This is a genomic window from Lentzea alba (genome assembly GCF_011067745.1).
GTDB lineage: Bacteria > Actinomycetota > Actinomycetes > Mycobacteriales > Pseudonocardiaceae > Lentzea > Lentzea alba.
In genome coordinates this window covers 194,492-217,251 of the sequence record NZ_JAAMPJ010000014.1, presented here as the reverse complement: position 1 = coordinate 217,251, position 22,760 = coordinate 194,492, and the positions used below count along the sequence as shown (strand labels likewise).

Below are 22,760 nucleotides of genomic sequence, written 5' to 3'. Positions count from 1 at the left end.
GTTTTTCCTCTCAGCGGCTGCCTTGCACCGACCCGTCGAACCGCTCAGAAACTTTTCGACACGGGGTCTCGACCCACATACCCGAGCAGCCGGTCCTGCAGCGGAGCGTCCTCGGGCACCGGGATCTCCGGGCCGTAGACCTCGATGCCCGGACCGAACGCGCCGGGCGTGCGGAAGCGTTCCATCAGCTCGGCGGGCACCGCGGTCGCGGCGGCCCAGAGACGTTCCAGATCGGCGGTGGGAATGGTCTCGTCCTGGCCGGTGGCGCGGGCGAGGTCCCAGCCGTGCAGCACCAGGTCGTCGCTGACGACCTGGTCGATGTGGTCTTCGAGCGTCATCGGGCCACTGGGCGTGGAGACCTCCTCGCCCGCACGGTCCGAATCCAACGCCTCCTGCACCTGACGGCGTGCCTCGCGGAAGTCCGTGAGTGGGTCATCGGTGCGTGGGATCTGCCGGCTGAGCATCACGCCGTGCATGTCGATGACGTGGTCCACCACCCCACGCGCGGTCCATCGGGCACACGGCGAGGGGTTGTCCCACTGGTCCTCACGGACGTGAGCGACTTTTGCCTCGAACGCGTCCGCACGGGCGCGATATCTCTCCGCGATCATGGCCTCACTCCTCGACGGCGCCGCCGATCTTGCGCAGATGCTCGCGGAACGTCAGCCCGCTCGCCAGGTACTCGTCGAACCGGAGCTGGCCGCGCAGGGACTCACCCTGCCGCACGCGCTCGGCCTGCGCGCGTTCGACGTCGCGAATGCTCGCGGCCTTGGCGAGGACCGCGTCCACGTCGGCTGCGGGCACGAACAGCACGCCGTCGTCGTCGCCGAACACGACGTCATCGGACGTGACGGTCCACTGGTCGATGTCCGCCGTCGAGAGAGCCTCGGGCGCACGGTCGCGCAGGCTCAACGGGCCCGTCGGGTTGGCGCCGAGGCTGAACACCGGCAGCCCGATCGCGCGGATGTCCTGGGTGTCGCGGTGCAGGCCCCAGATCACCACGCCGGCCAGTCCGGCGGCGCGCGCCTCCAGCACGATCAGGTCGCCCACGCAGGCTTCGTCGGTGCGGCCGTCGTTGTCGACGACCAGCACGTCGCCGGGCTGGGAACGCTCGACGGCCTCCAGGAAGACGTCGACGCTGCCCGCGTGCCGGGCGGGCAGGACGCGCCCGGACGTCCTGGTGCCCGGGATCACCGGCGTGAGAACCACCGTGCGGACCGGGATGCCGGAGCGAATGCAGGCGTCGGCCAGGTGCGCGGTGGTGAGATCCAGTTCAGCGAGATCCATGCGCGCATTCTTACGCCGCGACCCGCTCCTCGGCGGGTTCGGCCCGCAACACTCCCGCCGACAGCGCCGCGATCGCGCAGAACGCCACCGGCAGCAGGAACGCGATGTTGAGCGGCATGACGTGCGTCATCCACCCGATCACCGCTGGTCCGGCCAGCACGCCGAGGTAACCGATCCCGACCACCCGCGACATGTTCGCCGCCGCCGCACCGGGTTCCGCGTGACCGGCCGCGCTGAACAGCTGCGGCACCGTGCCCGACAGGCCGATGCCCGCGACCGCCCAGCCCACCAGCGCGAGCCAGATCCACGGCGAGAGCGCGGCGGTCGCGATGCCCACGGCCCCGATCGCCGAACCCCAGCGCAGCACCGCCATCGAACCGACCTTCGCGGTGACCCGGTCCGCGAGCAGCCGCCCGGCCGTCATCGTGGTCGCGAACGCGCCGTAGCCGAACGCCGCGATCTCCGGCGAGGCGCCGAGGACGTCCTGCAGGTGCAGCACGCTCCAGTCGTTCGCGGCACCTTCCGACAGCATCACCATGCCCGCGAGTCCCGCCATGACCCAGATCCGGCGCGGCACCTTGCGCTTGCCGGTCTGCTCGGTCGCGTGCTGCTCTTCCTTCTCGTCGAGCAGGAACCTGGCCGTGACGATGCTGACGACGACACCGAGCGCCGCGGCCGTGCCGAGCGTGACGGCGGGGGAGAGTTCCCAGCTCAACGTCCGTGCGCCGGTCAACGCCGCCGCCACACCGCCGAGCGACCACGTCGCGTGGAACGCCGACATGACCACACGCTTGTAGTGCCGTTCCACCACCACGGCGTGCGCGTTCATGCTGACGTCGATCAGCCCGTTGCCGATGCCGAAGACGAGCAACGCCGCACCGAGCGTCCATTGGTTGACCGCCACACCTGGCAGCAGGGCCGACAAGCTGCAGAACACACCCGCGGCCGGCAGGACCAGCTTCACGCCCACCCGGTCGGTGAACTTGCCGCCGAGCCGCATGCCGAGGAACGCGCCCAGCCCGAGCAACAGCAGCAACCGGCCGAGCTCGGCGTGGTCGATGCCGGTGCGCTGTTCCACCGTCGGGATGTGCACGAGCCACAGCCCGAGCAGGAACCCGTTGAGCGCGAAGTACGTGAAGGTGGCCACCCGTGCGGCCTTGAGAGCGTTCACATGCACAAGCTAACGAACATCAGCAGTGTTCGAAAGCTTGAGTATCGAACACTGCTGATGTTCAATACGGTCGTGTCCCGACTGAAGCAGATCACCGAGGCGGTCCGCGACGCCGGTTCCCTCGGTGTGGCGGAGCTGGCCGGCATGACCGGCGCCTCCGAGATGACCATCCGCCGCGACCTGGAGGTCCTCGCCGCCCAGGGCGTCCTGGAACGCTTCCGCGGCGGTGCCCGCAGCCTGCTCCTCAGAGGCGAAGAGCCGCCGTTCGCGCTGCGCACGGACGAGAACCTGGACGCCAAGCGCCGCATCGCCACCGCCGTCGTCGGCCTGCTCGCGGACGGCGAGTCCGTCATCCTGGACAGCGGCACCACCTGCCTCGAAGTCGCACGGCTGCTGCACGACCGACGCATGACCGTCATGCCGTTGTCCCTGCACGCCGTGAACGCGCTGTCGTCGTCGACAACCCTCACGCTGCTCGTACCCGGCGGCCGCCCACGCCCCGGCGAACTCGCTCTGACCGGCCCGCTGACGCTGGCCTCCGTGCAGGCCCTGCGCTTCGACACCGCGGTCATCGGCTGCTGCGGGCTCACCGCCGAACACGGCCTGACGGCGTTCGACCTGGAGGACGCCTCGGTGAAACGCGCCGCCATCGCGTCCGCCCGCAGGGTGATCGCTGCCGCCGACGCCTCGAAACTGACCCGCACCGCCCTCGCCCACGTCGCCCCGGTGTCCTCGTTGGACGCCGTGGTGACCGACGCGGACGGCGACGCGGGACTGGAGGCCGCGGGCGTGACGGTGGTGACGGCATGATCGTGCTGTTCGACATGTTCGGGGTGATCGCGCGCGACCAGTCGCGCGAGGTCATGGACACGATGAGCGTCGAACCGGAGTTCTGGGACGCCTACTGGGCGCACCGCCCCGCCTACGACCGCGGCGACGTGACCGCCGAGGAGTACTGGCGGCTCGTGGGCCACCCTCCGCTGGTCGAGCAGGACGTCGCGAGCTGGAGCCGGGTCGACTACGAGATGGTCGCCTACCTGCACGAACTGCACCGGGCCGGCCGCCGGATCTCGTTGCTGTCCAACATCCCCGAGGACCACGCGCGCAACTTCGAGCGCACCCACGAGTGGCTGAACCTGTTCGAGCTGCGCGCGTTCTCGTGCCGCATCGGCCATGCCAAGCCCGACCGCGCCGCCTTCGAGTGGTGCCGCGACCGGTTGAACGGCGAGGACGTCCTGTTCGTCGACGACCGGCTGGAGAACGTGCGGGCCGCCGAACTGGTCGGCATGCACGGCCACCACTTCACCGGGATCGACGGCCTGCGCGCTCGGCTCGGTTAGGCACCCGCACCACCGTCGACCGGCACGATCGCGCCGGTCACCATCGAGGCCCGGTCGCTGAGCAGCCACGCGGCGACCTCGGCCACCTCGCGAGGCTCGGCCATGCGACCGAGCGGGCTCGACGCGGTGATGTGGTCGACGACGCCGGGGGTCGCCGCCTCCCACGCGTCGATCATCTCCGTGGCGGTGCCGCCGGGGGTGATGCCGTTGACCCGGATGCCCTGACCGGCCCAGGTCACGGCCGCGGTCTCGGTGATGCTGTTGAGCGCGCGCTTCATCGCGCCGTACGCGGGCAGCGCGGGATTCGCGCGACGGCTGCCGATGCTCGAGGTGTTGACGATCGCCCCGCCGCCGTGGTGGCGCATGAGCGCGGCCTCGGCTGTCATGGCGGTCCAGTGAGCGCGGAAGTTCACCGCGAACTGCTCGTCGAGGTCCTCGTCGCTGGTGGTGTCGAGCGGACCGGGCTGCTGGATGGTCGCGCCGTTGTTGAAGGCGCCGTCGAGCCGTCCGTGCAGCTCCTCGACCCGGCCCACCGCCGCGCGGATGCTGGCGCGGTCGGCGAGGTCCAGGGTGACGGCGTCGGCGACGCCCCCGTCGGCACGGATCTCGCCGACGATCCGGTCGAGCGCGTCCGTGCCGCGGGCGGCGAGCACGACGGCGGCCCCCTCGGAGGCGAACAACGTGGCCGCGGCCGCCCCGATGCCGCGGCTGGCGCCGGTGATGAGCACGATCTTGCCGGTCAGCAGGCCGATGGGTGCGATGTCGTTGTTGGTCATGACACCACTGTCAGCCGGTTTCCCGACCGGATTCAGGTACAGGCTGTACCAGGATCCGCTGCCGCCGGAAGGGCAGACTCGGGGTATGAGCAAGCAGGAACTCGGGGCGTTCCTCCGCAGCCGCCGCGAACGGCTTCAGCCGCAGGACGTCGGCCTCCCGTCCGGCCCGCGCCGCCGGACGCCGGGACTGCGCCGCGAGGAGGTCGCGGTCCTCGCGCACATCTCCACGGAGTACTACGTCCGCCTCGAACAGGGCCGGGCACCGTGGCCGTCGGCCGAGGTCCTCGCCGGAATCGCGGGCGCGCTCCTGCTCACCGACGCGGAGTCGGACCACCTGCACGTCCTCGCCGGCGCCGCGCCGACCCGCACCCGGACGCACCGGCGCGACGTCCGCCCGAGCATCCTCGCGCTGCTCGAACGGCTGCCGCAGACGGCCGGCTTCGTGACCTCGGCGGTGTTCGAGGTGCTGGCCTGGAACGACCTCGCCGCCGCACTCATGGAGGACTTCGCCGCGCTCGCCCCGCAGGACCGCAACCTCGCCCGCCGGGCCTTCCTCGGACCGGCGCAGGCGCCGCTGTACGGGATCTCCGACGCCGCCGAGTTCCGCCACCACGTCGTCATGCAGCTGCGCGCCACCCTCGCCCGTTACCCGGCGGACCCCGCGGTGACCGGCCTCGTCGACGGGCTCCGCGCCGGCAGCCCCGACTTCGCCCGGCTGTGGGAACGGCACGACGTGCAGGCCGAGCCGACGCTGCGGAAGACGTTCCGGCACCCGGTCGTCGGGCCGATCACCGTCGACTGCGACTCGCTCGCGCTCACGGACCGCGACCAGCACCTCGTGCTCTACAGCGCGCCGCAGGGGTCCCCGGACGCCGAGGCGTTGGCTCTGTTGAACGTCCTCGGCCCTCAGGCGACCGCTGCCGTGCCGCGGTGACCGCGACGACCGGGACCTAGTACGCGGACTACCTGCGCCGCGCCGACATGGGCTGTTGGGCCGCGAGCACGCGGACCCGGTAATACAGCCCGACACCTCACCAGCCCCAGTGCGGCAACCACTCGACGTGAGCCCTGAACCCAGGCGTTGCCCAGAAGCCCGCTTGTCTATAACGGTCGTCATAGGCTAGCGTCCGCGACGGTTATAACAACCGTTATAACCAAGGGTCGTCGGAGGGACGCCAGACATGCAGCGTGAGCTGCGATTCGAACGGACGGGCCGGCTGGCCTGGCACGACGGTGCCCAACCGGTGCTGGCCGACGCCGGTGACGCGATCGTGCGGCCGTTCATCGCGGGCCGGTGTGACGGCGACACCCTGCCGATCCACCGCCCGGTGTCCAGGGCGTTGCAGGCCGGGATGGCGCTGGGCCTGGTCGACCCGGTCGTCGGCGGCATCTGCGGCAAGGTCCCGTTCCGCGGCCCGTTCGCCATCGGCCACGAATGCGTCGCCGAGATCCTGGAGCTCGGACCGGCGGTGACCGGGCTGCACGTCGGGCAGCGGGTGATCGTCCCGTGGGCCGTGTCCTGTGGCACCTGCGGCCCGTGCCTGCGCGGCCTGACCGCGAAGTGCGCCACCACCGCCGGCGACGGCGTGCTCGCCGCGTACGGCTTCGGGCCGGCCAGCGGTCCGTGGGGCGGCATGATCGCCGACCGGCTGCGGGTGCCGTTCGCCGACCACATGCTCGTCCCGGTGCCCACCGGCGTCCCGGCCGCCAGGGTCGCTGCGGCCAGTGACAACCTCGCCGACGCCTGGCGGGCGGTCGTGCCGCCGCTGGCTGCAAGCGAAGGTGGCTCGGTGCTCGTGCTCGGCGGCGGCGCCAAGAGCATCGGGCTCTACGCGGCCGGGCTCGCCGTCGCGCACGGCGCGTCCACTGTGGACTACGTCGACCACAACGCGGAACGACTCGCGATCGCCGAGTCCTTCGGCGCGCGAGCGCACCGCGAGATCCACGGCCACGTCGGCTACGACATTGCCGTGGAAGCCACTTCGCGTCCCGACGGACTGCGCCGCGCACTCCGGGCGCTCGGACCGGGCGGCGTGTGCACCGCGGTCGGCTACTACCTCGCCACCGGCACCCGCGTCCCGCTCATGCGCATGTACGCGACCGACGCGACGCTGCGCCTCGGCGTCTCCCACAGCCGCGCCGTGCTGCCCGACCTGCTCGCGTTCGTCGAGCGCACCGGGTTCCCGGCCGAACGCGTCACCACCCTCAGCGCGCCGTGGGACGACGCCCCGGCCGCTTACTCCGCCAGGACGACGAAGGTCGTCCTTCACCGCGACCCCCTCGGGAGCCAGTCATGACCGTGATCACCGTCAACACCGCGAAAGACCGCCTGAGTCGCGACCAGCGCCGCACCCTCGCCGAGACGCTGACGGACGCCGTGCTGGTGCCCGAGATCGGCCAGTTCGCACCGGCCGCACGCGCAGGCTTCCAGGTGCACTTCGTGGAACGCGAGCCGGACATGATGGCGATCGGCGGCCGCCTGCTGGCCGATGCCGGAACAAACCTCGACGTCATGGTGATCGACGTGGCCGTCATGGACGCCGACTGGCGCCAGGAGGTCCGCGCCCAGGTCATCGAGCGCGTTCTCGCCGCGATGGCCGATGCCTGCGGGCTCGGCAAGCCCTCACCGGCCTGGTGGGTCAACTTCCGGGTCATCGACGAGGGCAGCTGGGGGTCGAGTGGTGGTGTTCTCTCCGTTCTCTCCCTTCTGGGCAGCGGCGTGTTCACCGAGGAGAAGGTGAAGGCGATCCGCGCGGCACTGAGTCAGACGAGCGACGACCAGTAGAACCAGAACGCCTGCAGCACTCCGGCCACGATCACCAGGTACCACAGGATCAGCACGACGCTGTGGTACTGGAACGTCGGCCGGATGTTGCGCAGCGTCGTGTACCAGAAGATCGGGATCGTCACCGCCCACACGACCATGCAGTACGGGCACAGCGCCCCGATCTCGTACAGCGACTGGACGATCAGCCAGTGCACGAACAGCACGCCGAACGTCACGCCGACCTGCAGCCCGATCCACACCCACTGCGGCAACGACACCCCGGCCAGCAACAGCACGCCCAGCGTCGTCACCACCGCGAAGCCCGCGATGCCGAGCAACGGGTTCGGGAACCCGAACACCTCCGCCTGGGCCGTCTTCATGATCGAGCCGCAGCTCAGCACCGGGTTGATGCTGCACGTCGGCACGTAGAACGGGTCCTTGAGCAGCGCGATCTTCTCGATCGTCAGCACGAATGAGGCGACCAGGCCGACGAACCCGCCGACGGCGAGCACCCACGCGACGATCCGGTTCACGAGAGCGCCTTCTCGATCGCCGCCTTCAGCGCGTCGTACGAGGGTGCGCCGGTGAACTTGGTGCCGTTGATGAAGAACGTCGGCGTGCCCGTCACGCCGGCCTTGCTGCCCTCGGACCGCTGGGCGAGCACCCGCTCCCGCAGCGCCGGGTCGTCCAGCGCCTTCTCGAACGCGGCACCGTCGAGCCCGAGCTGCCCGGCGAACGCGGTGATCGCGGCGCGCTGGGACGTCTGCTGCCCGCCCCACTCCTGCTGCGCGTCGAACAGCACCCGGAACATCTCGTCCCGCTTGCCCTGCGCGCCCGCCGCCTCGACCGCGACGGCGGCCAGCTCGGCGTTGCGGTGGCTGGGAATCGGGAAGTGCCGCACGTCGAACGTCACGCGCTCGCCGTACTCGGTCTTGAGCCTCTCGACGCCGGGGTAGGCGGCGCGGCAGGACGGGCACTCGAGGTCGAGGTACTCGACGACGGTCACCTTGCCGTCGGCCGATTGCGGTGCCGCGGTGGTGTTGTTGTCGCGGCTGAAGAAGAGGAAACCGGCGACCACCACCGCCACGACGGCGACGATGATCAGGGACAGACGAGCGTTTTTCGACATGACAGAACTCCACGAAGGCTGAGGAACAGGACCGAAGAACGGGTTCGGTCTAGGCGCGCAGCACGCAGAGCTGCGTCAGCCGCACTTCCAGCCGGCGTGAAGGACGAGACCAGACGGGCGAGGGCACCAGGCGCGCCGGCACGGACCCGGACCGCCGCAGCACGGCGAAACCGATCAGCACCGCGAGCGCCACCACGAGACAGCACCCGGCGACGAGGATGCCGTCGAGCAACGCCGAACCGTCGTCCACTTGATCAGCCACGTAGGCGATCGCGGACGTGCTCGACGTCGGGCATTGCGCGGTCCAGGCGAACTCCGTCTCACACGGCGTGCCCTGCATCATCGCGACCCCGGCCACCAGCGCGAGCACAGCGAAAACCCGCGCGAGATACGCGCGGGTTCGCGAGCTGCGGGTGCCGGGCACGTGATCCAGGGTAGCGACCCGCCGTCTGCGCCGGGCGAGATGGGGCTAATCCCAGAACGCCAGCTTGTGCTCGGCCGCGTAGTCCACGCGCCCGATCGCGCCCGGCGCCAGAGACTGCACGTACTGCCCCTCCGAGAACGAAGGCCACCCCGGCGAACCACTCCGCGCGAAGTCCGTCCACGACTTGATCATGTGGTCGGACAGCCCGCGGTCCTTGGTGAAGCCGACGTCCGGGAACAGGTAGTCGATGTCGGACGAGTGGTTCGCGCCGTGCAACTCCGGCGGGAACGACGGATCCGTGGACGCCCCACGGTCAGCGAACTCGAACGCGTACACAGGTGCCTTCGCGGCGTACAGCGTGTTCTGCCGGAACGTCGCCCGCGCCCACACACGGTCCGTCAGCACCGCGGCCCACGCCTGCTTCGGCGACGCGTACGCGCTGATCGGGTACGCACGCTCGATCTCGGCGGCACGCTCTGGAAACGCCTCACGCACCAACCGCGAGTAGTCCGCCGCCGACAACGGCCCCGGCCGGAACATCCCCACGAAGCTGTTGTGCTCATCCCGAGTGGCGCCAACCAGAATCGGCACGCTGGAGAACTCGCCGGCCGCCAGCGACTCCCCGGGCAGCCGAGGCAGCAGCGAACCGCCGTACCCGACCGGCTGGAAGATGTTCATGACCTGCGGGTATTCCAGCAGCTTCTCGACCGGCAGCTGCCGCAGGCACGAGACGTCCGCGCATCCCAGCTCGCGCATGATCGACGCGCCGATCTCCTGGATCTCCGCCACCGGCCGCCACGCGAGCGACGGCAACGCCTCCAGATCCGGGTACCAGGCGCCGCGCGGCACGTCCACCATCGTGAACGAGCTGTGCATGATCGCCTTGTGGAACAACGGTTTCTGCCCGATGAGGTGCGCCGAGACAGCCGTCGCCCCGAAGGACACGCCGAACAGCGTCACGTTGCCCGGGTCCCCACCGAACGCGGCGATGTTGCGCTGCACCCACTCCAGCGCCGCCCGCTGGTCGAGCAACCCGAACTCGCCGGAGTGCGCGAGGCCGGGCAAGCCGAACCCGCCGAACACCCCCAGCCGGTAGTTGAACGTCACCACGACGACATCCCCTTGCCGCGCAAGACGTTCCGCGTCGAAGTAGTGCCCGGCCCCGACCGCGCCGTCCCCGTGCACCCACACCAGCACCGGCTTGCGCCCCACGACAGATGGCGTGGTGACGTTCGCGAACAGGCAGTCCTCGTCCGTGCTCTTCTCCGCCGCCGCGTAGCTCGATCCGACCTGCGGGCACGGACTCCCCGGCCGCAGCGCGTCCCGGACCCCGCTCCACGAGGCCGCTCGCACCGGCGGCTCCCACCGCGCCGCGCGGGCGTACGGAATCCCCCGGAACACCGCGTGCGAACCGATCCGCACCTCACCCCGAACCTGCCCGGTGTCGGTCGTGACCACGTTCGACAGCACCGCTTCCCCCTTCCCGCACGCGCTCATCAGCAGCAATGCGGCCAACAACATCCCCCGACGCACCACTAACCCCCTGTCGCCAGCTCGACGGCCGCGACCAACTCCCGTTCACAGACGTCGAGATCGAGTGCCCCGGACCGCAGCACGACGCCGTTGCGCATCGCGAGGACGAACACCGCCATCACGTCCGGGTCGAACGCGCGGAACTCGCCGGCCTGCTGCCCCTCGCGCAGCAGCGCGGCGAGTGCCACGTGATCGGAGTCGGCGATGCCCCCGTCGGTCACCGCCGCGTGTGCCCTGATCCGCAGGAACGCCACCATGTCCGCGCGGTGCTCGCGGAGGAACGCGATGTTCGCCCGCAGGAACGCCTCCAGCTCAGCGCGCGCCGAGCCTTGCCCCATGCGGGCCTGGACGAACCCCTGGAAGCGCGCCAGGACGTCCGCGAACACCACGTCGACGAGTTCCTGCTTGTTCCTGAAGTGGTACGAGATCAGCCCGGTGCTGCTCAGCCCCGCCCGCGCCGCGATCGCCTTGAACGACGTCTCCGCGTAGTCCAGTTCCGCGATCGTGGCGATGGCGGCCGACACGATCTGTGCCCGCCGAGCCTGCTCCGTGACCGACTTTGCTCGCATGAGCAAAAATTAGCACAGCTGAGCAAACATCACCACGCCACCGGCAACGAGCCGAGGCCGTGCACGGCGCTTTGCCGCAGGGCGTGCTCGTCCGGCGAGTCGGCCAGGCGCAGCGACGGAAGCCGGTCGAACAGGGCCGGCAGACCGATCTGGAGCTCCAGGCGAGCCAGCGCCTGCCCGACGCACTGGTGCACCCCGTGGCCGAAGGCCAGGTGCTGCCGCGCGTTCCTGTCGATCTCGAACCGGTCGGGGTCGGCGAAGGCGTCCGGGTCGCGGTTCGCCGCCTGCCGGGCCACGACCACGCCATCCCCGGCACGGATGCGCGTGCCGGCGACCTCGACGTCCTCGGTCGCGACCCGGCGCACTCCGGAGTGGACCACGGACAGGTGGCGGAGCAGTTCCTCGACGACCGCCGGCCACCGCTGGGGGTCGGCCCGCAGCACCGACAGCTGCCGCTCAGGGTTCGCAGACGAACGGGGGCACCCGCCGCCACCACCCCGAGGAGCACGTCGCCCGGCACGCTGAGCGCGGCCGGCGCTCTCACCAGACTGGTCAGATCGGCGAGCCGAACTGCGGTCATCGCGTCACACCTCGGTGTTCGGAAATCGATCTTGGCAGTCTGGACGGCCGTCCGTCCGGGCAAACCTTCTTTCCTGCATCTGCGGGAGGAATCCAACAATCGCGGAAACCACCGCACACAGTCTCAACAGGGAATTTTCGCGACCCTCCGAATCAGTCGAGGTCGGACAGATCGAGGACGAACCGGTATCGGACGTCGCCGCGCTCAAGCCGGTCGAGTGCCTCGGTCACGCGGGCCGACGGCAGGACCTCGACGTCCGCGGTGATGCCGCGGGAGGCGCAGAACTCCAACATGGCGGCGGTGGCGAGCAGCCCTCCGCTGCCTCCGGAAGTCAGCTTCTTGCGCCCGAGGAGCAGGTCCATCGTCTCCACCGTCAGGGATCCGAGATAGCCGACCTGGCTCAGGGTTCCGTCCATCGCCACCAGGCTGAGATAGGGCCCGAGGTCGTGGGGCACCGGAATGGTGTCGATCAGGACGTCGAACCGGTCGCGGGCCGCGGCGGTGCTGTCCGGATCGGTGGAGACGACGACGTCCCGCGCACCGAGCCGCACCGCGTCGGCCGTGCGGTCCGCCGACCGGCTCACGACCGACACCTCGGCGCCCAGGGCCGCGGCGAACTTGACCGCGAGATGGCCCAGCCCGCCCAGACCGGCCACCGCGACGCGCGTTCCCGGACCCACTCCGAGGGCACGCAACGGTTCCCAGACAGTGATCCCGGCACACATCAACGGCGCCGCGGCCGCCGGATCCAGCCCAGGCGGCAGGGGATGGGCGAACTTCTCGCGAACGACGTACTCACGCGAGAACGCGCCCAACGTCGTCGTCCCGTCGTGGCGATCGGTACCGGCGTAGGTGAGCGTGGGGAACTCACGGCAGAAGTTCTCCTGGCCCGCCGCGCACAGCGAGCACACGCCGCAGGAGTCGACGATGTTGCCGACGGCGACGGGATCACCGACCCGGAACGCCGTCACGTCCGCACCGGTCTCGGTCACCACGCCGGTGAACTCATGACCTGGCACCAGGACGTCCTCGCCGTTGTGTCCGCGCACGGCGTGCAGGTCGGTGTGGCAGACCCCGCAGAAGTCCACGCGCACCGCGATGTCGTCGCGGCGCAGGTCGCGCCGGGAGATCGACGCCTCCCGCAACGTGGTGGTCCCGTCGGCCTGCCAGCCGGTGGCGGTTCGCATGACTCTCCTCAAACAGACTGTTCGGTCTATTTGAGGCTAGGTCGGTGCTGTCGAAAAGTAAACCGACTGGTCTGTTTGATAGGGTGCGGCTCGTGTCCGACCAGCAGCTGACCGCCCGAGGCGCCGCCACCCGGCAGCGCATCATCGACGTCGCCACCCGCGAGTTCGCCGAACACGGCATCGCCGGGGCCCGCATCGAACGGGTCGTAGCCGCGGCGCGCACCAACAAAGCCCAGCTCTACGCTTACTTCGGCAACAAGGACGGCCTGTTCGACGCGATCTTCTTCGGCTCGCTGGAACGGATCGTCAACGTCGTCCCCATCGACGCCACCGACCTGGCGGACTGGGCGGTCCGTCTGTACGACGAGTACCTCGCGCGTCCCGACCTCATCCGGCTCGCGACGTGGGCCCGCCTCGAACGCCGCCCCACCGGCCACCTCGTCGCCGACACCGACCGGCTCGACGCGGGCAAGCTCCAGGCCATCGCCGACGCGCAGGCGGCGGGGCTGGTCCGGGCCGGTGACCCGTTCGACGTGATGGCTATGGTCATCGCGATGTCGATGGCGTGGTCACCGGTCAGCAACGTCTTCGCGGCCACGATCGACGAGCCCGCCGACGTCCACAAGCGCCGCCGGACCTTCTTGCGCGACAGCGTTCAACGCGCCGTCGCCCCGGCCCAGTAGCCCAGCTCCGACAACGTCGAGCCGTGGATGGTCGACACCACCGCCTGGTCCGGCAGCGTGGACGACTACGTCGACGCGCTGATCTGGCTGGTCGACCCGCCCCGGCCCGTTTGAGTGGCGTCAGACTTGATCGACGACCAGCCTCGCAGGATCATCGCCTGCGGGGCCGAGCTCATGTCCGCCACGCCCGAGCATCCACCAGCGCGGCGGCCGCAACGCCTCCGTTCTGGGGTGCGGATTGGGTTTCTGAACTGGGCTTTGTCAGGTTGCCTGGACCCGTGAACATGCGTGTCGGCGCGCCGTGAGTACCCGACCACAGCACGCCTGGGACCATGGTTCGATCTTGAAGAACCGGCTCTCACGGCTGCTACCAGCACAGTTGGTGGTAGTTGGGGTGATCTGCAATCGATTACATTGGCTCATAACTACAACCAACTCGCAGGCGTCGTGCGGATCGTCCGGGACGCAAGCGGCCGCGGTAGCGAGCACGGCTCCGGACTGGGCGTCCATCGCTGGGTGGTCGAGCAGACCTTCGCGCTGCTGCACTGGTTCCGCCGCATGCGGATCCGCTGGGAGATCCGCGATGACATCCACGAAGCTTTCCTCAGCCTGGCCTGCGCCATCATCTGTTGGCACCGACTCCGCAACCTCTCAACGAGTTCGGCTGAATCCCGCTGGTCAATCGGATTGGTCCGCTTGCGGGCTCGTCAGCCGTCCTTGTGGAGCAAGGCGCCATCTGGCGTCACTCACCCTGGAGCAGTCGCGGATACCGGACACCTCGAGTCCTGACAGATCGACTTGAACCTGCGTCTCTCGCGCCACGTTCCCGAAATGCAGCCGCCGGTGCGGGGAGCGGTAAGGGGATTGGGGTGACCGTTCGTGGCAGGGAATTCGGCTTCGACCACTGATCGGGCGAGTTCGGCCTTGGCGGCGATCGTCGGCAAGGGCTGGATCGCCGCCGGCCTGACCACCGGCCACAGCACGGCGACACTCGGCGCGACCATCCGCCCGGTCGACGACCTGGCCGCCGCCGGACTGGGGTGGCTCACCGGGCTGGTCCAACCACTGCAGGACACGGTCGACCGCATGGCCGGCGACTCCTCCGCGATCCGGACCTACGCCGACGCCTGGCAACGCACGGCCGACAACCTTCTGCAGACCCAGAACGACCTCGCGCGCTCGGCGGCCGCGGACACCGCGGACTGGCACGGTTCCGCCGCGGACCGCTACCGAGAACACGCGACCGCGGTCGGCTCCGCGCTGCGCGGCACGGCCGTGCTGGCCGCCGGCCTCGCCTCGGCCACCGGCACCACGGGCGAGGTGCTGGCGGGGGCCCGGCAAAGCGCCGGCGACCAGCTCACCGACCTCGTGCGACGGCTGATTTCCTATGCCTCACTGGCGACCGCGGTCGAGGGCGGCGTCACCACCAACGTCATGGCCCAGGCTTCCACCATGGTCGACTCATCCGCCGGTTCCATCAGTGCGCTCGAAGAGAACGTGCGGCAGAGCATCGCCAACGTGACGTCGCTGATCAACGCGCTCGCCGGCCAGCCGGACGAGACGACACCACAGGTGGCCACCACCCGATCCGTGGAACCGTGGCAGGTGGCCGCTCTGGGGGATCCGCCGATGCCGAATCCGGTACCGGACGCCGCGTCGCCGACCTCGGTGTCGGCTCTGCACCTGCTCGCCCCCGACCAAGCCGCCGCCACGCTGCCGTCCTACTACTCGAACGACCACTCGAACTTCTACGACAACCTGACGCCCGACCAGCAGCGCCGCCTGCGCGACGAGGTCAACGCCGGCGCCAAACACCCGCCGGACTGGGTGGGCCTGAGCGATCCGAATGCCGAAGCGGCGTTGAGACAGGGACCACCCGGTACCCATCCGGTGGTGAGGACCCATCCCAACCTGTCGACCATCATGTTCAAGTCCAACGACAGCGGCGTCGCCATGCTGTTCCGGGAAGTCGTCGACACCGACCCCGCCGGCCAGGGCTCCGAGCTTCGCGACGCGATCAGCAACCTCACCAGGGGAAGGACGGGTGACCCCAGGTGGCCCCGCGACGTGTTCGTCCAGGTACCGGACGGCACGACGACGGGTCAGCTCCAGGACTTCCTCGGCCGTTTCGGACCGGTGCCCGACCCGACGATCAAGGTGTTCTTCCGCGACACATCCGGACAACCGCTCGGCGTTGGAGCCAGGGAGAGCCTGCGATGAACGATTCCTACGAGGTGGTCACCGCCGCATTGGCCCGCCACGCGCGCACGCTGGACGAGCTGACCGCCGAGGTGCGTCAGGCTCTGGCGACCGCCACAGTGACCCTGAGAGGCAACGCTTTCGGACAGATCGGCCAGTCGCTCGTCACGGCCGCGGAGGCGACCGCCAGGACCGGCCGCGCCAGTCTTCAGTCCGAAATGGACGAACTGGCGACGGCGACGGCCAAGATGCGGGCGACCACTGCCGAGTACGACCAGCGGGAGAGCGACAACGCCACCCGGCTCGCCACCCTCGCCGGCGGCCTGGGTCAAGAAGTACCGGCACCGCGCGGGATGACCGGACCGGCGTCCACCTCGGACATCACGACGACGGCCGCGGCCGGCCTTCCCTCAGGCACCCGGCCCGATCCATTGCTCATTCCGGCCCAAAACCCGGTCGGCACGACAAGTGGCGTGGGAAACGTGAACGGCCGCTTCGGCGATGACCGCACCGGTCCGATCGGTGCCGCTCTCGACGTGACCGACCTTCTGATGTCTCCGTCACTCTCCAGCCGCACAGCCACCTTGCTGCTGGTCGAATCCGGTGCGATCAAGCCTGATCAGGAGTCACGTCTCGGCGCCTTCGCCGGAACGCACGGCTACCCCGCAGGAACGGTCGGCAACGCTGTGCACCTGGGTATCGCCGCCATCTACCTGGCACTCGGCGACGCCGGGCAGGAGAACATAGGCAGAGTCTTCAACTCGCCAGAGGCAAGAGCCTTGTACGGCCAACCGATCGACTCGGACGCGAACCTCGAGATGGCTCGCATCGAATACGGCTACTGGAGCAACGTCCTCAGGGAGGACTCGTGGTCGCCGGGCGCCCACCTGGCCACCCAGATGAGCCCAGAAGTGCGTGCCCTGGCGCAGAAACTGATCTCGGCCCCGTCGCCGGGCTTCCCTTCGCCGTGAGTGTGGAACGCCTCCAAACAGCACGCTTTCAGGTTGACCTGCGGCGAATGGGTGGAACCAAACGGACGGGCGGTTCTACCGTCCCTGCATGCCTTTGCGGAGATCAACGGTGCGCGGCCGCGAGTTCGGCGACGCGATACGGAGGCTGCTGCGGGCGGCCAACCTGACCAACCGAGCCGCCGCCGATTTGCTGGGGTGGCAGGAGGCCAAGGTCTCGGAGCTCATCAACGGCAAGGAAGGCACGACCCAGGTCGAACTCGCCCAGTTGCTCGGTCTGCTGCGCACACCGCCCGCAGAGTTCGACCACCTCATGGCGCTGCACCACGACGCCCACATCAGGGACTGGTTGCAGCCCACCAAGTCCGGCATGACGGACCGAGCGCGCACACTGCGCGAGCACGAGAAGATCGCCTCGGACATCACCGGCTGGTCGATGAATGTCGTGCACGGCCTGCTGCAGGCACCCGCGTACATCCCGTATGTCGTCAACGCCTCGACGAAGTTGTCCGCCGACGAGCGCCCCACCGTCATCAACAACCGGATCGCACGCCAGAAGGCCGTTCTCGACGGCCATCGAACCGTCGCGATCTTCATGCACGAACAGGCGTTGCGGCTTCCTGTGGGAGACGGGCGCGTCATGGCGGAGCAGCTGCACCACCTGTTGCGTCTGTCGGTCCGGCCCTATCTCACGATTCGCGTGATTCCCACAGCGTTCGGCCCGCACGCCGGACTGGCGGGAGACTTCGACCTGCTGGAGTTCAAGAAGATCCCGCCGATCGTCTACGTCGAGAGCGAAGGGGCTAACGTGTTTCTCGAAGATCAGCCTTCCGTCGGTCTCTATGACACCGTTGTGAAGTCACTCAGACGGACGGCGTTGGACGAGTCGCAAACCAGGAAGCTGATCACCGACATCATCGGTGAGGAGTTTCAGCATGATCAGGTGGCGGAAGAGTAGTTACAGCGGTAGCGACGGCAACTGTGTCGAAGTGGGGCGTGGCGTCGGCCTCCGGGACAGCAAGTCCCCGTCGGTCGAACTCCCGCTCACGGCCCACCAGTGGACGCGGCTGCTGCGCCAGGTCAAGTCCGGCACCACTGCCGGGTCCTGAAGTCCCGCTCGTAGCGCGAACGGCCGTCACCGGGGCGGCTCAGGAACGGCCCGCCCTGGTTGCTGATCTCCAGCACGCCGGAGCGGCCGCCGCTGGTCCAGTGCAGTTCGGCGAGCCGTGCCACGTACGGGAACTTGCCGCTCCTGAACCGCGGACTGGCCGAGCCCGTCAGGTGCAGGACGAGGTCGCCGTGGAGCTCGCGCACCTGGATCACCACGGAGGCGTGGCCACTCATCTCGTTGCCCACGGGGTCAACGGTATTGGTGGACGCGCCTGATCACGACCGAGGCGGCGGAGGCTGCCAGCCGCCGCTGACCTCCTTGGTGGGTTTGTGGGGAAACCGGCGCTGCGCGTGTGCCTGCGCGGCCGATCCCGGCAGGACGTAGAGGGTCTCCGTCTTCTCCTGCAGCGGCCGCAACACGGTGTCCATGAAGGTCTTGCGATCATCGAGGTACGGACCCAGGACGTCCTCTCCGGCAGGGCAGACGGCCAGGCAGTAGCCGGACTTGTAGCCCGGCGGGTTGGCGAGGCTCTGCCACATGGAGGCGCTCTCGGAGTCGGTGACCCTGGAGCGGTAGTCGGCGGCGTCCTGGCTGTCGGCCACGGTCTGCACCCAGTCGGTGAACCCGCTCATGAACTCGCGGTAGTTGTGCGTGGCACAGCCCAGTCCGTCGAACGAGCCGTCCTTGCGGATGGCGCCGATCGGGCAGGCGGCGACGCACAACTTGCAGTCGATGCACGGGTTGTAGTCCAGCGCCTGGCCGTACTCGCTCACCTCCGCGTCGACCAGCACGGTGGCCAGGAGCACGAAACTGCCGAACTTCGGGTGGATCACGTTGCGGTGCAGGCCCATAACGCCGAGTCCGGCGGCCACCGCGACGGTCTTGTGCGCCACCACCCAGATCCGGCCGGGATAGCGGTCCATCTCCTGTGGGAAGCCGACGGACGGGTTGAGCGCGCGGTAACCGGCGTCCTGCAGGGCCTGGGTGACGCTGCGGGCGGCGTGGTTGGCGTGCTCGTCGGTCTGGTGGAACTCCTGGTTCGCGACGCTGCGGGCCGGGGAGCGGCAGTTGTCGCGGTTCATCCGGAACGCCATTGCGATCAGGGAACGGGTGCCCGGCAACGCGGCGAGCGCGTGTTCGCGCTCGCCGGCCAGGTCGGGGTGGTCCAGGCTGACCACGGCGGCGTCGTCCGCACCCGCCGCGAGGCACAGTTCGCGCAGCCAGGCCGCGTCGATCACGGCCGGCGGGCTCGGCCTGCGCTGGGCGAGCACGGCCTGCACCGACGGGTGTGCCGCGAGTTTCGCCGGAAGCTTGGGACCGGTCATGCGACCGAGAGCAGCAGGTCGGCGGGCACGTCAGGGCGTTCCAGGGAGATGAAGTGGCCGGCGTTCGCGACCTGGGTGAACTCGGCGCCGGGCAACAGGTCCTTGTTGGCCTGCCGGTCCGAGGGGCGGGACCAGTCCTTCTCGCCGTAGACGAGGTGGATCGGCGCCTTGACGTCGGTGTAGCGGGCGCGGGCCGCGATGAGGCTGGGCAGGTTGCGGTAGACGCCGCGGGCGACGGTCGAGTAGCCGGGGTGGCGGCCGACGGCGAGGAGCTCGTCCAGGTAGTCCTCGCGCAGGGCGGAGGGGTCGGCGAGGCCGCCGGACAGGATGGCGCGCATGACGTCTTTGGGTTCCAGCCGGGCGAGCAGCGGGCCCACGCCGGGGGCGATGACGCCGGTGATGATCAGGCGGGCGAGCAGGCTGGACCTGGCGATGCCGCCGGCGAAGTCGTAGGCGTTCACCGCGACGACCCGCCGGACGCGGTCGGGGAGGTCGGCCGCCGCGGTGAGAGCCAGCGTGGCGCCCATCGACTCGCCGAGCAGGGTCACGTCGCTCAGATCGAGCTGGGTGAGGAGCCTGGTCACGGCGGCGCGCATGGCGGGTTCTTCGTAGGACGCGCCGGGCACGATCTCCGAGTAACCCATGCCCGGCAGGTCCAGCGCGTAGACGGTGTACTGCTGCTGCACCAACGGAATGAGGTGGCGGAAGTGCTCGGCCTGGGTGCGCACGGTGTGCAGCAGGACCAGCGGCGCGCCGCTGCCACCGGTGAGGTAGCGCAGCCGGCCCTGGTGGCCCGGTTCGGTCGCCTCGAGGAAGTGGCTCTTCGTCCCGGGGACGCTGATTCCGGAACCGGTGTTGGTGATCATCGACATGGCCGTCCTCGTGGCGAGTGTGTTGTGTTTTCCAACCGACTGACCGATACAGTAGGGCAGTCGGTTGGAAAACACAACACACTCGATTAGGGTGAGGTCATGACCGATCCCGAACCGCGGCCCGGCGTCCGCATGGCCGACCTGCCCCTGGGCGTTCGCCCGTGCTCACTCGCGGCGGCTTTGGACGTCCTCGGCGAGAAGTGGTCGTTACTGGCCATCCGGGAGATCGGCTACGGTGTGCACCGTTTCGCGCGCATCGCCGGCTACACCGGTGTGTCCCGAGACATCCTCGCCGACCGGCTGCGCAAGCTGGAGGCCGCCGGGGTCGTCGAGCGCCGGCTCTACAACGAGCATCCGCCGCGCCACGAGTACCACCTCACCGAGGCGGGCCGGGAGCTGTTCCCGGTGATGCTCGCCCTCAGCCAGTGGGGCGACAGGTGGGCGGTGGAGAGCCCCGTCCTCGTCCGCCGGCACTCCTGTGGCGAGCGGGTCCAGGTCGACCTGGTCTGCCACCACTGCGGCCGGCCGATCACCAACGACACGGTCCACGCCGAAGTCGACGGTGTCTCACCCGCTAGTTGACGCCGACGTCGTTCCAGGACGCGCGCACGACGTTGGCTACCTCGGTCCCGAACAGCGCCTGCGCCGACGCCACGGTCGCCGCGGCGGCTTCCGCGAAGTTCGAGTTCACCCGGAGCTTGGTGGCGAGCGCGTCGTACCAGACCTTGCCGGCCTTCTCCCAGGCGTTGCCGCCCAGCCGCGTCGCGACGAGGTGGAAGGCCTTGTTGGGGATGCCGGAGTTGATGTGCACGCCGCCGTTGTCGTTGCGAGGGTTGCCGTCGTCGGGCAGGTCGACGTAGGAGCGCATGTGGCCGGGCTGGCGGTCGAGCTGGTGGGCGGTGCCGGGGTCCTTCATCGACCGCAGCGCGACGCCCTGCAGCTGCGTGCCGAGGATGCCCGCGCCGACGAGCCAGTCGGCCTGGTCGGCGCTGTGGCCGAGAGCGTGCTGCTTGACCAGTGAGCCGAACACGTCGGCCATGGACTCGTTCAACGCGCCGGACTGCTTGCGGTAGCGCAGACCCGCTGTGTACTGCACGACGCCGTGCGTGATCTCGTGACCGACGACCGAGATGTCGCGGGCGAGCGCGCCGGGCTGGAAGACCTTGCCGCTGCCGTCGCCGTAGACCATCTGGGTGCCGTCCCAGAAGGCGTTGTCGAAGCCGCGGCCGAAGTGCACCGAGCTGACGAGCTTGAGGCCGTTGCCGTCGACGCTGTGGCGGCCGAGGACGTCGCGGTAGAAGTCGTAGGTCTTGTCGGCGTTGTCGAACGCGTCGTTGACGGCCGGGTCGTTCGAGGCGCCGTCGCCTTCCTTGCGGCGCATGACACCGGGCAGGTTGCGCTCGTCGCCCGCCTGGACGTCGTGCACGGCCTTGAACTCGCTGGCCGGACCGCGCAGCTGGGCGGCGTTGAGGTCGAGGAACTGGATGGCCTCGGTCAGCGTGTCGCGCTGGGTGCGCAGGGCGGCCGAGGCGAGCAGGGTCGGGATGGTGTCGCGGATGTCGACGTTGCCGGCTTCCGCGAGCTCGATGAGCAGATGCGCGGGCAGGATGAAGCAGACCATGGGCGTGTTCCCCCTCTATTTCCCCTTGTACCTGGGGAGGAGGGGCCGTCAGGCAGGGAAATACGCCGTGTTCCGGAGGATCTCGGCGGCGATCTCGTCCGGGCGCCGGTGGTCGGTCTGCACGTGCAGATCGCCCTTGCCGCGCATCGCCTCGACCGTGCGTGCCGCCTGGTCCGCGATGTCCCGCAGCCGGTCTGGAGGCTGCCCCAGCAATGTGTCACCGGCAAGACCTGGCGCTGGAGAGTCGCCTCGGGCTCGGCGCGTGGCGCGGTCGAGGAGCACGTCGCGGCCGGCGTCCAGGCAGCACAACGTGATCGTGGCGGCGGGAAACGCCGCCGTGTACGGGGTGGGGTCCTCCAGCGGGCCGACCGCGACCAGGCAGTCGGCCCCCGCGGCGCGGAAGGTGTGCCAGACCGCGGCGAGGTTGGCGGCGCGGACGTGGTGGCCGAGTTCGGGGCGGTGAAAGGAGATCTGGTCGAGGTCGGCGAACGCGGCGTTCCGTCCTGCGCGCTGGAGCTGTTGGTAGACGTGCCAGCCGACGGTCGACTTCCCGACGGCGGCCGGTCCGCACAGCAGCAGGATCTCGCCCGGATCCTCGTACTGCCGCAAGGGTTTCGGCGCCGGCGCGGGTGCGTCGGGCCAATCGGTCCGGTCCAGCACCCGGTCCGCGACCTCGCTGACGGACAACCCGGTGGTGTCCACCCATGCACCGGGCGCGAGGTCGGCGGCCTCGGCGTGGGCGAGCGCCTCGGCGAGGTCCGTCATGCCGCCACGGCCGGTGATCCGGCGGGTCAGCTCCGCCGGGTCTGCCCGCAGCCGACACGTTGTGATCTCCGTGTTCGGCACCGGCTCGGGTTCGCGGCCTGAATCGGTGACGCCGGGCACGACCAGGCACTGGGCGCCGGCGTCCCGGAAGTTCGCGGCCACCGCGGCGAGCGCGCGGGCCTTGAGCAGATAACGACCGGGATCGCCGGCGGGTTCGGGGCACATGCCGAGCTGGTCGATGTCGACGTGGCCGACAGCCAGACCCCGCCGGCCGAGTCGCTCGAACAGCTCCCAGGCGACGGTCGTCTTGCCCACTCCGGGCGGACCGGACAGCCACAGCACAGGCAACGAGATCACTCCGGCGAGTATCGGGACGTGACGCCGCCGGGTCGACCGAATTCATTCACGCAACCAAAGGTTGCGCTACTGGCGGGCGACGGTTAACGTGCAACC

General features: G+C 69.6%; 27 protein-coding genes and 1 pseudogene. 12 read left to right on the top strand and 16 right to left on the bottom strand.

The window, feature by feature from the left end:
• Positions 1-44 precede the first annotated feature (44 nt).
• From G7043_RS39235 to G7043_RS39225, 3 genes are read right to left on the bottom strand one after another with little or no spacing between them, the layout of a single operon-like run.
• Positions 45-611 (bottom strand): TIGR03086 family metal-binding protein, encoded by a 567-nt coding sequence (locus G7043_RS39235; protein ID WP_166053765.1) that lies wholly within the window; start codon positions 609-611, stop codon positions 45-47.
• Positions 612-615: 4 nt separating this feature from the next.
• Positions 616-1,287, bottom strand: a complete 672-nt coding sequence (locus G7043_RS39230; RefSeq protein ID WP_166053764.1) for an RraA family protein — start codon at positions 1,285-1,287, stop codon at positions 616-618.
• Positions 1,288-1,297: 10 nt separating this feature from the next.
• On the bottom strand, positions 1,298-2,458 hold the full coding sequence (locus G7043_RS39225) for an MFS transporter (RefSeq protein WP_313888297.1): 1,161 nt from the start codon (positions 2,456-2,458) through the stop codon (positions 1,298-1,300).
• Between the two features lie 72 nt (positions 2,459-2,530).
• Here G7043_RS39225 and G7043_RS39220 point away from each other — a divergent pair, with 72 nt between their 5' ends.
• Together G7043_RS39220 and G7043_RS39215 are read left to right on the top strand one after the other, a co-directional pair.
• Positions 2,531-3,268, top strand: a complete 738-nt coding sequence (locus G7043_RS39220; protein ID WP_313888296.1) for a DeoR/GlpR family DNA-binding transcription regulator — start codon at positions 2,531-2,533, stop codon at positions 3,266-3,268.
• The gene (locus G7043_RS39215; RefSeq protein WP_166053761.1) at positions 3,265-3,798 is read left to right on the top strand and encodes an HAD-IA family hydrolase; all 534 of its coding nucleotides are present in this window, start codon (positions 3,265-3,267) and stop codon (positions 3,796-3,798) included. The genes G7043_RS39220 and G7043_RS39215 overlap by 4 nt, the downstream gene beginning before the upstream one ends.
• Here the strand turns inward: G7043_RS39215 and G7043_RS39210 are convergent.
• Complete coding sequence (locus tag G7043_RS39210) at positions 3,795-4,574, bottom strand: SDR family NAD(P)-dependent oxidoreductase (protein WP_166053760.1); 780 nt, start codon at positions 4,572-4,574, stop codon at positions 3,795-3,797. The two genes, G7043_RS39215 and G7043_RS39210, sit on opposite strands and share 4 nt — an antisense overlap.
• Positions 4,575-4,659: 85 nt before the next feature.
• Here G7043_RS39210 and G7043_RS39205 point away from each other — a divergent pair, with 85 nt between their 5' ends.
• The 3 genes from G7043_RS39205 (at position 4,660) to G7043_RS39195 (ending at position 7,359) form a co-directional block, all read left to right on the top strand.
• The gene (locus G7043_RS39205) at positions 4,660-5,508 is read left to right on the top strand and encodes a helix-turn-helix transcriptional regulator (RefSeq protein ID WP_166053759.1); all 849 of its coding nucleotides are present in this window, start codon (positions 4,660-4,662) and stop codon (positions 5,506-5,508) included.
• Positions 5,509-5,755: 247 nt separating this feature from the next.
• On the top strand, positions 5,756-6,871 hold the full coding sequence (locus tag G7043_RS39200; protein WP_166053758.1) for a zinc-dependent alcohol dehydrogenase: 1,116 nt from the start codon (positions 5,756-5,758) through the stop codon (positions 6,869-6,871).
• Positions 6,868-7,359, top strand: a complete 492-nt coding sequence (locus G7043_RS39195) for a tautomerase family protein (protein WP_166053757.1) — start codon at positions 6,868-6,870, stop codon at positions 7,357-7,359. The genes G7043_RS39200 and G7043_RS39195 overlap by 4 nt, the downstream gene beginning before the upstream one ends.
• Here the strand turns inward: G7043_RS39195 and G7043_RS39190 are convergent.
• The 7 genes from G7043_RS39190 to G7043_RS39160 form a co-directional block, all read right to left on the bottom strand.
• Positions 7,338-7,874, bottom strand: a complete 537-nt coding sequence (locus tag G7043_RS39190; protein WP_166053756.1) for a vitamin K epoxide reductase family protein — start codon at positions 7,872-7,874, stop codon at positions 7,338-7,340. The genes G7043_RS39195 and G7043_RS39190 overlap by 22 nt on opposite strands.
• Positions 7,871-8,470, bottom strand: coding sequence for a DsbA family protein (locus G7043_RS39185; protein WP_166053755.1), 600 nt, complete (start codon positions 8,468-8,470; stop codon positions 7,871-7,873). The genes G7043_RS39190 and G7043_RS39185 overlap by 4 nt, the downstream gene beginning before the upstream one ends.
• A 49-nt stretch (positions 8,471-8,519) precedes the next feature.
• Positions 8,520-8,894 carry a hypothetical protein gene (locus G7043_RS39180; protein WP_166053754.1) on the bottom strand — a complete coding sequence of 125 codons (375 nt, stop codon included), beginning with the start codon at positions 8,892-8,894 and terminating at the stop codon, positions 8,520-8,522.
• Between the two features lie 45 nt (positions 8,895-8,939).
• Positions 8,940-10,415 (bottom strand): carboxylesterase/lipase family protein, encoded by a 1,476-nt coding sequence (locus G7043_RS39175; protein ID WP_207312316.1) that lies wholly within the window; start codon positions 10,413-10,415, stop codon positions 8,940-8,942.
• Between the two features lie 14 nt (positions 10,416-10,429).
• Positions 10,430-10,996: a TetR/AcrR family transcriptional regulator gene (locus G7043_RS39170; RefSeq protein WP_166053752.1), complete on the bottom strand. Its 567-nt coding sequence runs from the start codon at positions 10,994-10,996 to the stop codon at positions 10,430-10,432.
• Between the two features lie 29 nt (positions 10,997-11,025).
• A complete protein-coding gene (locus G7043_RS39165; RefSeq protein ID WP_313888295.1) occupies positions 11,026-11,439 on the bottom strand; it encodes a cytochrome P450 in 414 nt (137 codons plus the stop codon).
• Positions 11,440-11,728: 289 nt separating this feature from the next.
• Positions 11,729-12,763, bottom strand: coding sequence for an NAD(P)-dependent alcohol dehydrogenase (locus tag G7043_RS39160; protein WP_166053751.1), 1,035 nt, complete (start codon positions 12,761-12,763; stop codon positions 11,729-11,731).
• A gap of 92 nt (positions 12,764-12,855) precedes the next feature.
• Here G7043_RS39160 and G7043_RS39155 point away from each other — a divergent pair, with 92 nt between their 5' ends.
• The 6 genes and pseudogenes from G7043_RS39155 (at position 12,856) to G7043_RS39135 (ending at position 17,722) form a co-directional block, all read left to right on the top strand.
• A complete protein-coding gene (locus tag G7043_RS39155) occupies positions 12,856-13,446 on the top strand; it encodes a TetR family transcriptional regulator (protein WP_166053750.1) in 591 nt (196 codons plus the stop codon).
• A 474-nt stretch (positions 13,447-13,920) separates the two neighbouring features.
• Positions 13,921-14,094 (top strand): annotated as a pseudogene (locus G7043_RS48880) (transposase); the annotation flags it as partial.
• Positions 14,095-14,325: 231 nt separating this feature from the next.
• Entirely contained in the window at positions 14,326-15,666 is a 1,341-nt protein-coding gene (locus G7043_RS39150) for a hypothetical protein (protein ID WP_166053749.1), read from the top strand.
• Positions 15,663-16,616, top strand: a complete 954-nt coding sequence (locus G7043_RS39145) for a hypothetical protein (RefSeq protein WP_166053748.1) — start codon at positions 15,663-15,665, stop codon at positions 16,614-16,616. Before G7043_RS39150 ends, G7043_RS39145 begins: the two co-directional genes overlap by 4 nt.
• Positions 16,617-16,704: 88 nt before the next feature.
• Positions 16,705-17,571 carry a helix-turn-helix domain-containing protein gene (locus G7043_RS39140; RefSeq protein ID WP_166053747.1) on the top strand — a complete coding sequence of 289 codons (867 nt, stop codon included), beginning with the start codon at positions 16,705-16,707 and terminating at the stop codon, positions 17,569-17,571.
• A complete protein-coding gene (locus G7043_RS39135; protein ID WP_166053746.1) occupies positions 17,549-17,722 on the top strand; it encodes a DUF397 domain-containing protein in 174 nt (57 codons plus the stop codon). The genes G7043_RS39140 and G7043_RS39135 overlap by 23 nt, the downstream gene beginning before the upstream one ends.
• Here G7043_RS39135 and G7043_RS39130 read toward each other — a convergent pair.
• From G7043_RS39130 to G7043_RS39120, 3 genes are read right to left on the bottom strand one after another with little or no spacing between them, the layout of a single operon-like run.
• Positions 17,694-17,969, bottom strand: a complete 276-nt coding sequence (locus tag G7043_RS39130) for a hypothetical protein (RefSeq protein ID WP_166053745.1) — start codon at positions 17,967-17,969, stop codon at positions 17,694-17,696. The genes G7043_RS39135 and G7043_RS39130 overlap by 29 nt on opposite strands.
• 30 nt (positions 17,970-17,999) lie before the next feature.
• A complete protein-coding gene (locus G7043_RS39125) occupies positions 18,000-19,049 on the bottom strand; it encodes a 4Fe-4S binding protein (RefSeq protein ID WP_166053744.1) in 1,050 nt (349 codons plus the stop codon).
• Positions 19,046-19,921, bottom strand: coding sequence for an alpha/beta fold hydrolase (locus G7043_RS39120; RefSeq protein ID WP_166053743.1), 876 nt, complete (start codon positions 19,919-19,921; stop codon positions 19,046-19,048). Before G7043_RS39120 ends, G7043_RS39125 begins: the two co-directional genes overlap by 4 nt.
• A gap of 99 nt (positions 19,922-20,020) precedes the next feature.
• Between G7043_RS39120 and G7043_RS39115 the strand changes: the two genes are divergently transcribed.
• Positions 20,021-20,503, top strand: coding sequence for a winged helix-turn-helix transcriptional regulator (locus tag G7043_RS39115; protein WP_242643162.1), 483 nt, complete (start codon positions 20,021-20,023; stop codon positions 20,501-20,503).
• On the opposite strand, the gene G7043_RS39110 is transcribed toward G7043_RS39115, so the two are convergent.
• The gene (locus tag G7043_RS39110; protein ID WP_166053742.1) at positions 20,496-21,542 is read right to left on the bottom strand and encodes a M4 family metallopeptidase; all 1,047 of its coding nucleotides are present in this window, start codon (positions 21,540-21,542) and stop codon (positions 20,496-20,498) included. The genes G7043_RS39115 and G7043_RS39110 overlap by 8 nt on opposite strands.
• A 48-nt stretch (positions 21,543-21,590) precedes the next feature.
• Positions 21,591-22,664, bottom strand: coding sequence for an AAA family ATPase (locus tag G7043_RS39105; RefSeq protein ID WP_207312315.1), 1,074 nt, complete (start codon positions 22,662-22,664; stop codon positions 21,591-21,593).
• Positions 22,665-22,760 lie beyond the last annotated feature (96 nt).

Bases quoted from the DNA above. Each gene is read 5' to 3' on its own strand.
- G7043_RS39235 (WP_166053765.1), bottom strand. From the start codon at position 611: ATGATCGCGGAGAGATATCGCGCCCGTGCGGACGCGTTCGAGGCAAAA.
- G7043_RS39230 (WP_166053764.1), bottom strand. From the start codon at position 1,287: ATGGATCTCGCTGAACTGGATCTCACCACCGCGCACCTGGCCGACGCC.
- G7043_RS39215 (WP_166053761.1), top strand. From the start codon at position 3,265: ATGATCGTGCTGTTCGACATGTTCGGGGTGATCGCGCGCGACCAGTCG.
- G7043_RS39210 (WP_166053760.1), bottom strand. From the start codon at position 4,574: ATGACCAACAACGACATCGCACCCATCGGCCTGCTGACCGGCAAGATC.
- G7043_RS39205 (WP_166053759.1), top strand. From the start codon at position 4,660: ATGAGCAAGCAGGAACTCGGGGCGTTCCTCCGCAGCCGCCGCGAACGG.
- G7043_RS39200 (WP_166053758.1), top strand. From the start codon at position 5,756: ATGCAGCGTGAGCTGCGATTCGAACGGACGGGCCGGCTGGCCTGGCAC.
- G7043_RS39195 (WP_166053757.1), top strand. From the start codon at position 6,868: ATGACCGTGATCACCGTCAACACCGCGAAAGACCGCCTGAGTCGCGAC.
- G7043_RS39185 (WP_166053755.1), bottom strand. From the start codon at position 8,470: ATGTCGAAAAACGCTCGTCTGTCCCTGATCATCGTCGCCGTCGTGGCG.
- G7043_RS39175 (WP_207312316.1), bottom strand. From the start codon at position 10,415: ATGTTGTTGGCCGCATTGCTGCTGATGAGCGCGTGCGGGAAGGGGGAA.
- G7043_RS39170 (WP_166053752.1), bottom strand. From the start codon at position 10,996: ATGCGAGCAAAGTCGGTCACGGAGCAGGCTCGGCGGGCACAGATCGTG.
- G7043_RS39160 (WP_166053751.1), bottom strand. From the start codon at position 12,763: ATGCGAACCGCCACCGGCTGGCAGGCCGACGGGACCACCACGTTGCGG.
- G7043_RS39145 (WP_166053748.1), top strand. From the start codon at position 15,663: ATGAACGATTCCTACGAGGTGGTCACCGCCGCATTGGCCCGCCACGCG.
- G7043_RS39140 (WP_166053747.1), top strand. From the start codon at position 16,705: ATGCCTTTGCGGAGATCAACGGTGCGCGGCCGCGAGTTCGGCGACGCG.
- G7043_RS39135 (WP_166053746.1), top strand. From the start codon at position 17,549: ATGATCAGGTGGCGGAAGAGTAGTTACAGCGGTAGCGACGGCAACTGT.
- G7043_RS39125 (WP_166053744.1), bottom strand. From the start codon at position 19,049: ATGACCGGTCCCAAGCTTCCGGCGAAACTCGCGGCACACCCGTCGGTG.
- G7043_RS39120 (WP_166053743.1), bottom strand. From the start codon at position 19,921: ATGTCGATGATCACCAACACCGGTTCCGGAATCAGCGTCCCCGGGACG.
- G7043_RS39115 (WP_242643162.1), top strand. From the start codon at position 20,021: ATGACCGATCCCGAACCGCGGCCCGGCGTCCGCATGGCCGACCTGCCC.
- G7043_RS39110 (WP_166053742.1), bottom strand. From the start codon at position 21,542: ATGGTCTGCTTCATCCTGCCCGCGCATCTGCTCATCGAGCTCGCGGAA.